General features: G+C 63.3%; 11 protein-coding genes. 3 read left to right on the top strand and 8 right to left on the bottom strand.

Annotation, left to right across the window (positions count from 1 at the left end; translation table 11 throughout):
• From PHD22_RS13095 to PHD22_RS13080, 4 genes are all read right to left on the bottom strand, one after another.
• A partial coding sequence (locus PHD22_RS13095) for a tetratricopeptide repeat protein (protein WP_299867570.1) occupies nucleotides 1-795 on the bottom strand: 795 nt, incomplete at its 3' end.
• 17 nt (nucleotides 796-812) lie between these two features.
• A complete protein-coding gene (gene prsR / locus PHD22_RS13090) occupies nucleotides 813-2,183 on the bottom strand; it encodes a PEP-CTERM-box response regulator transcription factor (RefSeq protein WP_299867567.1) in 1,371 nt (456 codons plus the stop codon).
• A gap of 5 nt (nucleotides 2,184-2,188) precedes the next feature.
• Nucleotides 2,189-4,270: an XrtA/PEP-CTERM system histidine kinase PrsK gene (gene prsK, locus PHD22_RS13085; protein WP_299867564.1), complete on the bottom strand. Its 2,082-nt coding sequence runs from the start codon at nucleotides 4,268-4,270 to the stop codon at nucleotides 2,189-2,191.
• Nucleotides 4,271-4,495: 225 nt separating this feature from the next.
• Nucleotides 4,496-5,881: a TIGR03013 family XrtA/PEP-CTERM system glycosyltransferase gene (locus tag PHD22_RS13080; protein ID WP_299867561.1), complete on the bottom strand. Its 1,386-nt coding sequence runs from the start codon at nucleotides 5,879-5,881 to the stop codon at nucleotides 4,496-4,498.
• Between the two features lie 352 nt (nucleotides 5,882-6,233).
• Between PHD22_RS13080 and PHD22_RS13075 the strand changes: the two genes are divergently transcribed.
• The gene (locus PHD22_RS13075) at nucleotides 6,234-9,542 is read left to right on the top strand and encodes an EAL domain-containing protein (RefSeq protein ID WP_299867558.1); all 3,309 of its coding nucleotides are present in this window, start codon (nucleotides 6,234-6,236) and stop codon (nucleotides 9,540-9,542) included.
• Between the two features lie 123 nt (nucleotides 9,543-9,665).
• Here PHD22_RS13075 and PHD22_RS13070 read toward each other — a convergent pair whose 3' ends face one another.
• The 4 genes from PHD22_RS13070 to PHD22_RS13055 are packed head-to-tail and all read right to left on the bottom strand — an operon-like array spanning nucleotide 9,666 to nucleotide 14,070.
• Nucleotides 9,666-11,036 carry a sigma-54 dependent transcriptional regulator gene (locus PHD22_RS13070; RefSeq protein WP_299867555.1) on the bottom strand — a complete coding sequence of 457 codons (1,371 nt, stop codon included), beginning with the start codon at nucleotides 11,034-11,036 and terminating at the stop codon, nucleotides 9,666-9,668.
• On the bottom strand, nucleotides 11,033-12,598 hold the full coding sequence (locus tag PHD22_RS13065) for an ATP-binding protein (protein ID WP_299867551.1): 1,566 nt from the start codon (nucleotides 12,596-12,598) through the stop codon (nucleotides 11,033-11,035). The genes PHD22_RS13070 and PHD22_RS13065 overlap by 4 nt, the downstream gene beginning before the upstream one ends.
• Before the next feature lie 8 nt (nucleotides 12,599-12,606).
• Nucleotides 12,607-12,879, bottom strand: coding sequence for a PP0621 family protein (locus PHD22_RS13060; protein WP_299867548.1), 273 nt, complete (start codon nucleotides 12,877-12,879; stop codon nucleotides 12,607-12,609).
• Between the two features lie 30 nt (nucleotides 12,880-12,909).
• Nucleotides 12,910-14,070, bottom strand: a complete 1,161-nt coding sequence (locus PHD22_RS13055) for a pyridoxal phosphate-dependent aminotransferase (RefSeq protein WP_299867545.1) — start codon at nucleotides 14,068-14,070, stop codon at nucleotides 12,910-12,912.
• 114 nt (nucleotides 14,071-14,184) lie between these two features.
• On the opposite strand from PHD22_RS13055, the gene mtnA reads away from it, so the two are divergent.
• Complete coding sequence (mtnA, locus tag PHD22_RS13050) at nucleotides 14,185-15,219, top strand: S-methyl-5-thioribose-1-phosphate isomerase (protein WP_299867542.1); 1,035 nt, start codon at nucleotides 14,185-14,187, stop codon at nucleotides 15,217-15,219.
• Between the two features lie 14 nt (nucleotides 15,220-15,233).
• Nucleotides 15,234-15,619, top strand: a 386-nt coding sequence (locus PHD22_RS13045) for a class II aldolase/adducin family protein (RefSeq protein WP_299867539.1), incomplete at its 3' end; no start/stop codon positions are given.

Raw genomic sequence — 15,619 nt, 5'->3', positions numbered from 1 at the left:
CAGGGATTTTTTCATGTCACTGATGCGCGCCTGGGCTTCTTCCTTCCTGTTGTCCCGCATCAAAAGCATGAACACGGCTTGATAGGCAGAGGGATCCAGGGGTCTTGCCTTGATCAGGGCATCATAGGTCTTGATGGCCTCATCCCGCCGATTCATCCCCGCCAGCAATTCAGCCTTCATGGCCAGCCCCTCGGGGAGCTGCGGATCTGTCTTGAGGACCGACTCGGCGTCCTCCAGGATCGCGGTCAGCTCCCGCCCGGCAGAGTTCATGCGGATGAGGCTGATGCGGGCAAGCGGAAACCCGGGGACCTCCTTGAGTGCCTGCTCGAAGGCCTCGGCTGCGAGCTGGCGTTTGCCCTGCTGGGCCTGGGCCAGCCCGATAAAGGCTTGCGCGCTGGCGCGTGCCGCCGGCGTCTGCAGGGTGATGGAAGGAAACTCGGTGAGGATCCGCGCACCCTGATCGGTGTTCAGCAATGCACGTCCCAGCAAAGGCACGATCTCATCGGCCGGGAAGCCCAGGCTGAGCGCCCGGGAGAGTTCCTTCTCGGCGCTCGCATAGTCGTTCTGCTCAAGGCTCAGCTTGCCCAGCAAAAAACGGGCCTCAACCTGATTGGGCTCCTTCTGGAGCGCGTTCTTGAGCTGGATCATCGCGGCGCCACGATCGTTCTTGGCAATGTAATCCTTGGCGGACTGGATCATCGATTCGGGGCTTGCGCCACAAGCCACCAGCAGCAGGGCACACAGGGCGCTGACGGCAATGCTGCGCACCGGCCCCTTCACGGATTTCAAACGCATCTCACAGGATCCTTGAGTCACTGTTGGGTTTCTTTCTTCAAGCCGAAGCGGTTCATCAGATCATAGAGGGTCGGACGGCTGATCCCCAGAATCTCGGCGGCCCGCGCCACATTGCCATTGACCCGGGCCATGACCCTGACCACGGCACGGCGCTCCGCCTCTTCTCGTACGACACGCAGGTTGAGAGCCTCGAAACCACCCTCGGCAGGCTCCATGTCGAGGCCAATGTCTTCCGCAGTAATGCAGTTGCCCTCTGCCATGATCACGGCCCGCTTGATCGCGTTTTCCAGCTCCCGGATATTGCCGGGCCAGCGATGAGCTTCGATGCTCTGCACCGCTTCGTCCGTCAGGGACATGACGCCCCGGCCGTTCTGAGCCGCAATGCGCTGAACGAAGGCATGGGCCAGCAGGACCGAGTCCCCATCCCGATCCCTGAGTGGAGGAATCTCCACAACGATCTCCGCCAGCCGGTAGTAGAGATCCTCGCGGAAACGACCGGCCTGAATCAGTCCCTTCACATCCTGATGAGTGGCGCAGACGATGCGCACATCCACAGGGATCTCCTCGCGACCACCAATCCGTTCGATCACCCGCTCCTGCAGGAAGCGCAGCAGTTTGGCCTGGAGAGACATGGGAAGATCGCCGATTTCATCGAGGAACAGGGTGCCCTTGTGGGCGACCTCGATCTTTCCCAGGGTCTGCTTGACGGCGCCGGTGAACGCACCTTTCTCGTAGCCGAACAGCTCGCTCTCGAGAAGGTTGTCCGGGATGGCAGCGCAGTTGATCGCCACAAAACGGCCGTTACGCCGGGGGGACAGCTCATGCAGGCCACGGGCCAGGACTTCCTTGCCGGTGCCACTCTCACCCAGCAGCATCACCGTCACATTGGCGGAAGCCACCTTCTCGATCAGCCTGGCTATCCGGAGCATTCCGGGATCACGGGTGATCACGCCAGCGAGGGCACTGCCCTGCTGGATCGCCAGCCGTCGGTTCTCCTGCTGCAGGTCATGAAGACGAAGTGCCCGCTCCAGGGTCAGGACAAGCAAATCGGGCTCGAAAGGCTTGGCAAAAAAGTCATAAGCACCCATGCCGACGGCACGAACCGCATTTTCCCGATCGTGCTGACCAGTCAGCACGATCACCTTGGTATCGGGCGCCAGAGCGAGGATCTCACCAAGAAGCCGGAATCCCTCGGTCACATCGTCCGGCGCCGGAGGAAGGCCCAGATCCATGGTCACCACAGCCGGCTCATGACGGCGCAGCTGGGCGATGGCCTCTTCGCGATCGCTGGCCACGACGGTCTCAAACTGATCGAAGGCCCAGCGCATCTGCTTCTGCAGCGCGGGGTCATCCTCGACGATCAACAAGGTCCTGCGTTTATCACTCATATCGACTAGTTTGCCACGGCTTCATTACTGTCATTGACGACAGACATGGCCAGGGGCAAGCGTATGTCAAAGCGGGAGCCCTCCCCCACTTCACTGTGAACGGCAAGCACCCCACCTATTTCCTGCACGTACTGCTGCGCCTCGTAGGCACCTATACCCATGCCACTTGCCTTGGTTGTCTGAAAAGGCTTGAACAACTGATCCCGGACGAATACAGCCGACATGCCCGAACCCGTGTCCCGGACCGTCACACAGGCATGCCTACCCTCTCGGGATAGATCGACTGACACACTACCATGCTCGGGGGTTGCGTCGAGGGCATTTTGCACAATGTGCCCGAGTACACGTTCCAGTCTTTCGGCATGGGCCATAACGAACAGGTCGGGAACATCGCCCGACAAGGCGGGTCGCGGCATGCACATGCGTCGGGAATGGACCACATGCTCAAGCACGGCTCTCATATTCACCGGCTTGCGCTGATTGATGGGCGTTTTCTCCATCAACTGGGTCATCAATCCTCTCATGCGGGACTCCACATGGCGCACCGTTTCGAGCATGTCCGCCTGGAACTCCGGATTGTCCTTGTGACGTTCCGCATTGCGCAACATCAGCGAAAGCTGGGCGACAAGGTTCTTGAGATCATGGACCACGAACGCCGACATCCGGTTGAAGGCATCGAACTTGCGTGCCTCAATGAGCGCCTCCGCCGCCTGCATGCGGGCAAAGTAGCCAGCCGACTGACGGGCGGCCATCTTGAGCAGATCAAGAACCTCCCAGTTCACATCGATCGGCGTGCGCGGGGTCAGGAGCATCACGAACCCCACCAGAGAGCCTGAGGAAATCAGGGGCACGATCAGCCAGAGATCGTCGATCTCATCCACCCAATCCGGCCGGGGCATCTCGTCGGAACGCCGCCGACCACTGCGCTGGTCCTCCAGGTTCAATACCCATTCCCGCTCCAGCAGAAAGCGGGCAAACGGAGAATCCTCCCGTTCCTGCACCCCGCTATCGGGCATGTTGAGTCGGGCCTGCTGACTGTAGAGGCCATCGTTGTCTTTCAGCCAGACGCCTCCACCAGGGCTTTCCACCAGCGAAGCCAGGGCCTTCACCACCGACTCCCCCAGACCCAGACCATCTCCCGCCAGGGACAGCGCCTGAGTCACTTCCTGCCACTCGTTCCGGTAGTCATACCGATAGGCAAACAGATGCTTGGCCAGCATCACCCGCAGACGGGCACGGAAGGCCCCGGAAACGGCGACCCCGCAGAGGAACAGACAGCCGCCGAACAGCAGCGCCAGTTGCAGCGCCTGCCCCCACTCGCCCCCGAAGTAGCGCATGTAGTAGCCTGCCCCGGCCACGGTCAACAGATACAGACCGGCAAAGGCAAGCGCAGTGGAGTGAAATACCACATCCCTGGACAAGGAGACCCGGAAGGTCCATTCGGGATTTCTGCTGGCCGAGATTGCCAGCAAGGGAAGGATCAGCGTGTGAGCAAATCCCCGGACACTCCAGATGACGGGATCCACCCGGCCGAATAGCAGGGCATCAGAAAAAAAATACACATCAAAGGCCAGCAATGCAGCCAGGCCCAGACTGAGGGGCTTGATGCCCCAGCGCGACCGCTCCGAGACGGAGCGATAAAACAGCTCCAGCAAGACGAGGCCAAACACCGCCACCGCCAGCGAAGTGGCTGACCAGATCTTTACCGGAGTACCGTACAGCGGAACATCCAGCGTGAACAGCAGGACACCGATCGCCCCCAGGGAAACAATCGCGTAGGACATCGGCCGTGGCCACCTGGACGAGGCCTCCTGCTCCGGCCCGGACTGGGAGAGCATCACCAGCAGAAAGCTGAACCAGGCACCGAAACGCAGCACATCCAGAAGGTTGCCGAGGTTGAAAAGCCAGGCCCAGCCGGTCAGAAGATAGATCCACGTGGTCGCCGCCCATGCGGCGCTTACCACGACGGCAACGATCAGGAATGTTGCCCTCCCCCCCCTTTGCCAGGCAAACGCCAGATAGACGGCAAACAGCACATGAAGCACGGATGCAAACGCGTAGCTCCATGTCGAAACTTGGGGATGCATGAATGTGATCAACCCTTGAAAATCGGGATAAGGGCAATCAGCATACCTGACCGCTCCCTTCCCGCACCACCTGGAGTGCGGCACTGCAGCGGGCGGTTCGAGCGGCTGAGCTCGGAGCGATGGCTAACGCAAACGGAGTTGCAGGCTCAGGAGTGCGCCCATGCCGGGCGTACCGTAAAGCGCTTCTGCCTGCGGGCAGAAGCGTGGGGACCGGGACTGCAGGGTTCAGTGGGCACCGTCACCCGTAAGGACCACCCGTACCGTCTCGAAAAGGACAACCGTATCGAGAAACAAGGTGTGGTTCTTCACATAGTAGAGATCGTACTGCAGCTTGTTTACCGCATCATCAACCGACGAACCGTACTGATAGCGGACCTGGGCCCAGCCGGTAACCCCTGGCTTGACACAGTGACGGACCGCATAAAAGGGAATGTCCCGGGTCAGCTGATCCACGAAGTAGGGCCGTTCCGGGCGGGGACCAACGAGACTCATCTCGCCCTTCAGCACGTTGAACAGCTGCGGCAGCTCGTCGATCCGGACCTTGCGGATGAAACGGCCGGTCCGGGTCACCCGGTCGTCATTCGCAGCAGCCCACCGGGGCTTGCCATCGCGCTCGGCATCCCGGCGCATGCTGCGGAACTTGATGACCTTGAAGAGCCGCCCACCGAGGCCCACCCGCTCCTGGCGGTAAAACACCGGCGCCCCATCCTCGATCAGGATCGCCAGCGCTGCAATCACCATTACCGGAGCCGCCAGGATCAACAGCACCAGGGAAGCCACTACATCAAAAATCCGCTTGACCAGCGTCCTTCCCCAGCCCTGACGGAAACCCTCTCCGTAAATCAGCCAGCTGGCCCGTAGCGAATCAATACGGACCTGTCCGCGAACGCGCTCGAAAAAGCTCGACAGATCCAGCACCTTGATGCCGGCCATCTTGCAGTCGAGCAGGTCCCGCAGGGGAATCACGCCCCCCCGGCGCTCCTTGACCGCAACGATGATTTCGTTCACACGGAGATGGTTGGCTGCCGCCAGCAGGCTCCCGTCAAAATGGATGACCCGTTTCGGATCCACCCGGACATCGTCGCCGCTGCCGGCAGGATAGAACCCCACGACCTGCAGGCTGCTGCTGGCCGGCTGGGTCAACGCATGCTCCACGGCAACAGCATCTGCACCCGTCCCAATCACCATCACTCGCTTGACCAACACCCCAGCTCCCACTCGACGCACTGCAAGACCACGAATCGCCACCACCAGCCCCATCAGACCGAGCACACTGAGCTCAACAGCCTCATGGGCAAACTCCCCCCAGGGAAGCACCCAGAAGATTCCGTAGGCGACAGGCACACTCAGGGTGATTGCCATCAGCACACGGATCAGGGAGTCACGCAGACTCCCCGAGAAACCCACCCGATACAAACCCAACGCACCATTCAGGACCATCATGGTCACCGCAAAGGTCAGGGCAGAGGGCACCACTGCCACCAGTTCCGAAGAAGTCACCTGGCTCTGGAATCCAAAGACAAGCACCAGGGCGATGAACAGCAACGATGCATCAAGCAGCAGTTGCACCACCGTGCTGGACGGAACGTAGTGATTGAATAATTTCAGCATTCCGGGTTCGGCACGCCTTTCGGCGCTACCGTCCATGCAAATTAACCTGAATTCCGGGCTTCTGATGTCAGCCCACGGGGACGGCCATCCATTATCTACGAAGACGGACGCCTATTGTGCAGCGCAAACTTGCCATTCACGTTAAAACCTACTGGAGGCAAAGATATCCCCCTGGCAAGATTTCGCCTGTGAATACAATCACGCAAGCACATGTTCAGGCCGTATGCAGACGGGCACCCGCAGCCCATAACGGGCTACAATCCGGCCGCCTGCCCACGCCGGGCAAGGCCCAGAACGCGAGAATCACGCAAGCACGGGCTCTCAGCCGGCTCGCCAAACCGAACACCTGCCGATGCCTTTCTCCGAACGTGCCCGGATTCTCACTGGAATCCTCGCTGCCTACACCCTGAGTGGCCTGCTGGCGCTTCACCTGGCCATTCCACCCGGCTACATTGCCCCACTCTACCCACCGGCAGGCATCGCCCTGGCGTGTGTCCTGATCTACGGGGGTGGCGTCTGGCCGGCCATTCTCCTGGGTGCGTTCACGATCAACATCGAGGCCGTGCTGCGCACGGGTTTCGATGGCTGGGCCTGGGTCATGCCCCTGGCCGTCAGCATCAGCGCCACCCTTCAGGCCCTGCTCGGGGCGCGGCTGGCCCGCCGGTGGGTGCGTTTCCCCAATCCGCTGGACTCAATCTCCAGCGTATTCCGTTTCCTGTTCATAGCGGGCCCCCTGAGCTGTACGATCGGAGCCAGCTTCAGCGTGGGCAGCCTCGTCCTGACGGGTGCGCTTCCTCTGGAAGAGGCTGCCTTCAGCTGGTGGAGCTGGTGGGCGGGGGATGCCGTTGGCGTCCTGCTGGCCGCCCCCCTGACCTTTGCCTTCTTTGCCCACCCCAGGGACGACTGGCGATCCCGACGACTCAGCCTGACGATTCCCCTGGTCGTGGCCCTCGGCCTCCTGGCCCTCTTTGAACTGCAGGTCTCCCGCTGGGACAACCAGCGCCTGCAATCACGCTTCGAGAAGGATGCCCGCAACCTCTCATCACTGATGACCACCCGCTTCTCGGACTATCTGGACATCCTCCAGTCGACGGAGCGGATCATGGTGGCTGCGCCGGAGCTGAACGGCCAGGGCTTCGAACACTTTGCCCAGACCTGGCTAGGACGTTCGGCCGGTCTGCAGGCCATTGGCTGGATTCCCCGGGTGGGCGCTAACGATCTGGAAAAATTCGAACACAGCGTCCGCACGGGCGAAGGCTGGGAAACGTACCAGGTGCGCGATCGCAGCCCGGACAACCAGCTCATTCCCGTGCGCTCCCAGGGTGAGTATTTTCCGATCCTCTACATCGCACCAAAAGCAGGCAATACCCGGGCTCTGGGCATCAATACCCTGTCGATTCCCAACTCGGCTGAAGCCGTTCGGCGCACCTGGGCCAGCAGACAGGCTGCCGCAACCCAGGCCTTCGAACTGACCCAGGAAACCCAGCGCAAGCTGGGGATCGTCGTTTATCAACGGACAACGCCCCCCCCTGGCCACAACAAGCCTGACGGCCTGGTCTTCGTTGCCCTGCGCATTGAAGACGCCATCAGCAGCATCCTCAAGCATCACGGGGAAATGGGGATTGCCCACTGCATCACGGAAATCACGCCGGAAAACCTCCGGGGCCGCCGCCTGTCCGGGCACCCCCACTGCCCCGACAACCAGGATCTCGGCGGCGCCTGGGGGGTAAAGCCCCTGGTGGAAACCTTCGATTTTGCCGGCAGAACCTGGACCCTCAGTTTCGTGGCGACACCGACCTACATCAATCAACACCGGGGGTGGGCCTCATGGACCCTGATGGTGACCGGCCTCATGGGGACAGGACTGCTCGGCGCATTCCTGCTGATCACCACAGGCCATGCGCAACGAACCGAAGCCGTCGTTCGCCAGCGAACGCTCGAACTGGCGGATGCCAACCGCCGCCTGGGTGCCCAGCAAGCCATGCTGACGCATGCCGAACGGATTGCCCGGCTAGGCAGCTGGGAAGCTCATCCAGAGACGGGCAGAGCCCACTGGTCAGTGGAACTGCACCACATCCTGGGCATCCCTCCCGGTCCGGACGGCAAGCTGGAGGACCTGATCCAGGCCATCACTCCCGAGGACAGACCCCGACTTGAGAATGCCCTGAGGGAAATCCGGGGAGGATTGTCGAGCACCAGTCTGGACCTGCATCTGCCGGGCACCGAGGAGGGCCTGCCCCAGCGCACCGTCCACTTCACCCTGGAGGCCAGCCATGATGACGCAGGCACCCTTCGGGGCACGGCGCAGGACGTCACGGCCAGTCGGGCTACGGAAGCCCACATCCACTATCTGGCTCATTATGACGTACTGACTGGCCTGCCCAACCGAACCCTCTGGGTGAACCGGGCAGAACAATCCCTGGCCATCGCCCACCGCCACCAGAGCGGACTGGGCGTTCTGTTCCTGGATCTGGACAACTTCAAGAAAATCAACGACACCCTGGGCCATCCTACGGGCGACCGCCTGCTCTCGGCGGCGGCCCACAGGCTCACCCAGTGCCTGCGCAACGAAGATGTCCTCGCCCGGATCGGCGGGGACGAGTTCGTGGTGCTCCTGCCCCAACTCCAGCGGGACGAGGATGCAGCCGTTGTCGCGCGCAAGCTGATTGCCAGCCTCACCCGCCCCTTCGAGATCGACGGACAGGAGCTCACGGTCTCCACCAGCATCGGAATTGCCCTCTATCCCAGCAACGGCACCGATGTGGACATGCTGCTCAAGCATGCTGATACAGCCATGTACGACGCCAAGAACGGCGGCCGCAACGATTTCCGCTTCTTCACCCAGGCCATGAACAGCCGGGCCTATTCCCGCCTGATGCTGGAGAACGCCCTGCGCCGCGCCCTTGAGCGGCAGGAACTGGAACTCGACTACCAGCCCCAGTGGGCCATGCCGATGCAACGCCTGGTGGGGGTCGAGGCCCTGGTACGCTGGCGACATCCCGAACGGGGCCGGATTGCCCCCAACGAATTCATCCCGATTGCCGAAGAAAGTGGCTTGATCCACGCCATCGGTGACTGGGTCCTTGAAGAAGCATGCCGTCAGCAGGCCCTCTGGCAGGCGGCAGGACTGCCTCCCCTCACCATCGCGGTGAATGTCTCTGCGCTGCAGCTTCGTCGTGCGGATTTTGTGGCGAGGGTCCGCCAGGCGTTCGAGCGACAAGGCGTCACCCCCACCAGCTTCGAGCTCGAACTGACCGAAAGTGCACTGATGCAGCCCGGCCCCGAAATGGAAGACACCTTCGCAACCCTGCGGGCCATGGGGCTGGGACTTTCCCTGGATGATTTCGGCACCGGCTACTCCAGCCTGTCCCATCTCAAGAGGCTGCCGATCACCCGCCTGAAGATCGACCGCTCCTTTGTTGAGGATCTGCCTGGGGACATTGAAGACGCCGCCATCGCCGCAGCCACCTTGTCCATGGCCCGGGATCTGGGGCTGGAAGTGGTCGCAGAAGGGGTGGAAACCGAAGCCCAGCGGGATTTTCTGCTGGCACGCCAGTGCCCGATGATGCAGGGCTATCTGCTCGGCCGTCCCCAGTCGGCAGCAGAGATCACCGCTCTGCTCCGTGTCCGGAGCACACCGGCAGGGCAGATCTTCTCCTGACCGGCCAGACAGTGGGCCGGAGCTTTTGTCGCGTGTGCCCGCCCACAGCCCCAGCATTACAAGGAGCACCCTCCTGCAGTCCGGTCAGTCAGGGGCGCCTCCGGGGCTCAAGCTCACCCGTCATCACTCCTTCATGCCCAGACGTTCAAGCCGATAGCGCAGGGAGCGAAAGGTCACCCCGAGCGCCCGGGCTGCAGCAGTTCGATTGCCACCGGACTTCTCGAGTGCTTCCTCGATGACCTGACGCTCCACCTGATCCAGGTAGTCCTGCAGATCTCCCGGTCCGCTCACCGCAGGGCCGTGGACACCCTCTCCGGTTCCGGCAGGCGCCAGGAGCAGGTCCTCGGCCTCGATGGTGTCAGCGCTGGCAAGGGCCAGGGCCCGTTCGAGAATGTTCTCCAGCTCCCGCACATTTCCCGGAAAGGAATAGGTCGCCAGCGCCGCCAGCGCGCCGTCCCCCAGCCGGGGTACCGGCCCCCCGGAAGCCATGGCAAGCCGCTCCAGCAGGATCCCGGCCAGGAGCGGGATGTCCTCGCTGCGCTCCCGCAGTGCCGGCATGCGCAGTTCGATCACGTTGAGGCGGTAAAAGAGATCCTGCCGGAAGCGAGCCTCGTCCACCATGACCTTCAGGTTCTGGTGAGTCGCACTCAGGATGCGCACATCCACTGCAGTCTCGGTGGTATCGCCCAGACGGCGGAATCTCTTCTCCTGGATTGCCCGGAGCAGCTTGACCTGCATAGGAAGAGGCAGATCCCCCACCTCGTCCAGAAACAGGGTGCCGCCATCGGCGGCCTGAAAGAAACCTTCCCGATCCGCATCGGCCCCCGTAAACGCCCCCTTGCGCGCCCCGAAGAACTCGCTTTCCATCAAATTCTCGGGAATGGCCCCGCAGTTGACCGCCACAAAAGGCGCTGCTGAGCGCGGCCCCAGGTCATGGATCATCCGGGCAGCCCGCTCCTTGCCGGTGCCGGACTCACCGGAAATGAAGACCGGCGCCTGGCTGCGGGCCAGCTTCTCGATCAGGGATCTTGCCTGCACCATGGCCGGCGAATGTCCGACCAGACTGGAGCTGTCCCTGGGCTGCCCATCGCACCCTTCTCCGCGCACCGCAAACACCGATTTGACAAGCGCCTTGAGCTGATCGATGGACACCGGCTTGGCCAGGTAATCGAAGGCGCCAGCCTTCAGGGCCGTCACCGCGTTGTCCATGCTGCCAAAGGCCGTGATCACCGCCACGGGCAGGTCGCGGACATGCTCGGAGATATAACGGACCAGTTCCAGGCCTTCCCCGTCGGGCAGACGCATGTCGGTCAGGCACAGGCGGTAGCGCTTTTCAGCCAGCAGGGCTCGCGCCTCGGCCAGGCTTGCAGCCCCGTCACTGGCAAGACCGAGGCGGAGCAGGGACAACTCAAGCAGCTCACGGATGTCTTCCTCATCATCGACGATGAGGACATCGGGACCACCCGTGCGGTTGCGTCTTTCGTGCTGGATCATGATTTGATGCGTCCGATCAACCGGAAGTGGGCCCCTTGGCCCTCAACCGCGGGGATGAGCTCGAGGACCGCGCCGTTGGCATCGGCGAGTTCCCGGGCAATGTACAGCCCCAGGCCGGTTCCCCTGGAGTGGGTGGTGAAAAAGGGTTCGAAAACCTGGCTCCTCAAGTGCTCGGGAATCCCCGGGCCGTCATCCTGCACTGCCAGGGCGATCCGGCCATCCGCCTGGAGTTCAGTGCTGATTTCTACTGCCCCGGGCGCGCCACTGCAATGCCGGCGGGCGTTGCCGACCAGGTTCCACAGGATCTGGCGGAGATGCGCCCGGTCCATCACCATCTGCTGCCCAGGCTTGATCCGGTTGACCACCACCCCGACGGCAGCGGCTCCCTCGGCCACCAGGAATTCCTCCAGGAACTCTTCGACAAAGCTGTCCAGGGCGAGACTCTCCGGCAGGGCCTGATCCCGCCGCCCCAGGGCCAGCACGTCGCCCACCAGACGATCGATGCGCTGGGCGTTGTTCCCGATGATGCGGATCAGCCGGGCCTGCATGTCACTGCGCTTCTCATCCCGCAGCAGCTCCGCCGCCTGATAGACCGACGCCAGGGGATTCCGGATTTCATGGGCAATGCTGGCAGTCAAGCGCCCCAGAGCCGCCAGCTTGACCTGCTGGATCTGGCGGTGAATCCGGTCCAGGTCCTCTAGGTAAATCAGTTGGTCATTGGCCTGTCCTGTCGGTAAAAGGCGTGCCCGCAGCATGCGCCCTCCGGAACCTAGGCGCAGGTTCCAGGTCGCCTCGGCCGGGTCCTCCTGGCCTGACAGGCAGGCACCCAGGGCCGGGGCACACTCGGCCAGAGTGCTCCCCTCCCGCAAGCCGCTCCCCAGCATCCAGGCGGCCTGGGGATTGAACTGCCGTACGATGCCCCCCTCTCCCACCACCAGCACACCGTCCTGCATGTCCTGGATGATCTGCCGGTTCAGGCGCAGCTGCCTGGCCAGATCCTCCCCCCGCTGGCGGGCCAGATTTTCGTTGGCGATGGCCCGAAGGGCCAGCAGGCGGGCCACCTGGGCAATCGCAAAAAAACCGATGCAGGTCACCCCCACGGCAAAGAAATCCGCACTTTCCCGATCCGCCAGAGTCCGGAAGACGTTCTCGAGGAGCACCGCCAGGGTGGCGTAGGCTGCATAGAAGAGCACCATCCGCCCCCTGCCGAGCAGCCCTGCGCCGGCCAGCACCACCATGATCAGGATTGGAATGCCGCTGCGGTATCCGCCACTGGCCCACATGATCACGGTCAGCAGGGTGATATCCACCAGCACCTGCAGGGTCAGCAGGCGCCGGGATCCGAGCAGCCGTGCCGCGTCCGGGAAGCCCAGGATCAAGACCCCCGCCATGTATGAGAAGGAGGCCGCAAAGAACAGCACGGGGGAGTCACCTCCCAGGTTGAGGTGACGGCCGGCAACGACAAAGAAACCAGCCAGTACGAGCCGGTAAAGGTTGAGGTAACGCAAGGGCCCGGAACGGCTGGCTTCATCCTCCACCAGAGCATCCAGGCTGGTGGCCATCGACGACCTCACCCGGCCGGCCCCAGACGCCGGTGCTCCTGGGAACAGTAGAAATACCCTCCGGCGGTCACCCCTTCGCTCTCCGGGACATGCACGCCACAGTGGGCGCAGGCCACCATCGGTTCCGCCTCGATACGGCGGGGCTGCGGCTCACGCTGAGCAGAAAAACCCTCCGGCGAGCCTCCGGCCGGTGAGCCCCCGGGCTTTGACTTGCTGCGCAGGAAACGCCGGACATAGAACAGACCGACCAGAAACAGGATGAAAAGCAGGATATTGCGCACGAAACAGGCTCCGGAAAAGTCTGACCGAGTTTAGCAGAAGCGTTCGAGACGCTCGAAAGCCGCCTCCAGGGTCTCATCGCGCTTGGCAAAGCAGAAACGGATCACCCCTTCATCCCGTCCATCCCCGAAAAACGCCGAAAGAGGAATCGCCGCCACCCCCACCTCGCGGGTCAGCCAGTCCACAAAATCGGTATCGGACGCATCGGCAATGGCCCCGTAACGGACCGTCTGAAAATAGGTGCCGGCACAGGGCAGCAGCTCCAGACGGGTCGCTCTCAGCCCAGCCCGGAAAAAATCCCGCTTTGCCTGGTAGAAGGCAGCCAGTTCCCGGTAACGGGATGGCTCCTGCATGTAGTCGGCCAGAGCCAGCTGGACCGGCGTGTTGACCGTGAACACATTGAACTGATGCACCTTCCGGAACTCGGCCATGAGTTCCCGGGGTGCCAGCACGTAGCCCACTTTCCAGCCCGTGACATGGTAGGTCTTGCCAAAGCTGGAAACAATCAAACTGCGGACAGCCAGCTCCGGATGACGGGCCGCACTCTCGTGGCGGACCCCGTCAAAGACGATGTGCTCATACACCTCGTCAGCCACTACCACGATGCCCGTGTCCCGGGTGATCGCCGCCAGTTCAAGCATGTCGCCCGAGGTCCACACCGTACCGGTGGGGTTATGGGGCGTGTTGATGATGATCATGCGGGTCCGCGGAGACACCAGCTGACGAACCGCAGCCCAGTCAGGCCGGTAATCCGGCGCACTGAGGCGGGCCCTCCGGACGATCCCCCCCTGCAATTCGATGGCTGGCACATAAGCGTCGTACACCGGCTCGAAGACGATCACCTCGTCTCCCGGGGGCACCAGCGCCGCGATGGCCGTGAACAGGGCCTGGGTCGCCCCGGCGGTCACCGTGATCTCATGCTCGGGGTCGTAGTCGGCGCCGTACAGCTCCCAGACCTTGGCAGCAATCGCCACCCGGAGGGACGGCACCCCCGCCATCGGCGCGTACTGGTTGTGCCCGGCATGCATCCAGTGGGAAACCCGGTCGAACAGATACCCTTCCGCATTGAAATCAGGAAAGCCCTGGGACAGGTTGATCGCCCCACACTCCTGGGCCAGACGGGACATGACGGTGAAGATGGTGGTACCCACGGCAGGCAGGCGGGAGACGACAGGGGCAGGAAAATGGGGCATTGCGGACTCCGTTGAAGGCCACCGGATTCTGGCAGAGGCCGTGCGTTCCGGCCAGCCCGCCGCCCGGCCCCGCCAACCGATACAATCCCCGCCTCATTCACGAAGGGAAAGCCCGTGTCCGACTCCTGCCCGACCCTGCGCCGGGACGGCGACCACGTCGTCATCCTCGATCAGACCCATCTTCCCTACCGGGAGCACTACCGCCGGCTCGACAGCCTGGAAGCCGTGGCCACGGCCATCCGCGACATGCAGGTCCGTGGCGCCCCGCTGATCGGCGCCACCGCCGCCTTCGGCATCGCCGTGGCCCTGCGGCAGGATGCCTCCGCCACGCGTCTCCACGAAGCCGACGCCCTGCTGCGCCAGACCCGCCCCACGGCTGTCAACCTGCACTGGGCCCTCGACCGCATGCACGCCGCGCTGCAGTCCACCCCTCCGCAGCAGCGCAGCGCGGCCGCCTGGCATGAGGCAGAAGCCATCCGTGCGGAGGATGCGGCCGCCAATGGTGCGATCGGCCAGCATGGGCTGGGCGTGCTGGAAACCCTGGCCGGGAACCGCCCCCTCCGGGTCATGACCCACTGCAACGCCGGCTGGCTGGCCACCTGCGGCCATGGGACCGCACTGGCCCCCATCTATGCCGCCCAGGCCGCCGGACGGGACATCCAGGTCTGGGTCAGCGAGACGCGGCCACGCAACCAGGGGCTCCTGACCGCCTGGGAACTGGCCCGGAGCGGGGTTCCCCACACCCTGATCGCCGACAACACCGCCGGCTGGTTGATGGCCAGCGGCCAGGTGGACGCAGTGATCGTGGGGGCCGATCGCATCGCCGCCAACGGGGACACCGCCAACAAGGTGGGTACCTACCTCAAGGCCCTGTGCGCCCGGGCCCACGGCATCCCGTTCTATGTGGCAGCACCCCGCTCGACGATCGATATGGCCTGCCCCGATGGCACAGGGATCCCCATCGAGGAACGGGACGGGGATGAACTGAGGCTCCTGAACGGCGTGCTGCCGGACGGGGAAATGGGCCGGCTCCGTATCGTGGATGCCACGACGTCCACCTGCAATCCGGCCTTCGACGTGACCCCCGCCGGCCTGATCACGGGCATAATCACCGAGCATGGCGTGCACCCTGCCAACGCCCTTGGCTGACCCGGGAGGTTCCGATGAATGAAAACGTGTTGCGTGCCGGGCTCCTGTCCACTGCCCGCTCCATGGGCACCAGCGGACTGAACGCCGGCACCGCCGGCAACGCCTCGGTGCGCTGCAACCAGGGCTTTCTGATCACCCCCTCCGGCATCCCCTACGATGACTGCGACGAGGCGTCCATGGCCCTGATGACCATGAGCGGCAGCTGGCAGGGACCCTTTGCCCCATCCAGCGAATGGCGTATCCACCGGGACATCCTGGCAGCCCACCCGGAGGCCGGGGCGGTGCTCCACGCCCATTCCCCGTATGCCACCGCCCTGGCCTGCCTGAGGCGCCCGATCCCGGCGTTCGATTACATGATCGCCCGCTTCGGCGGCCACGACATCCGCTGCGCGCCCTACGC

Source organism: Zoogloea sp. (assembly GCF_028693495.1).
Classification (GTDB): Bacteria; Pseudomonadota; Gammaproteobacteria; order Burkholderiales; family Rhodocyclaceae; genus Zoogloea.
This window is presented reverse-complemented; position numbering and strand designations above follow the sequence as displayed.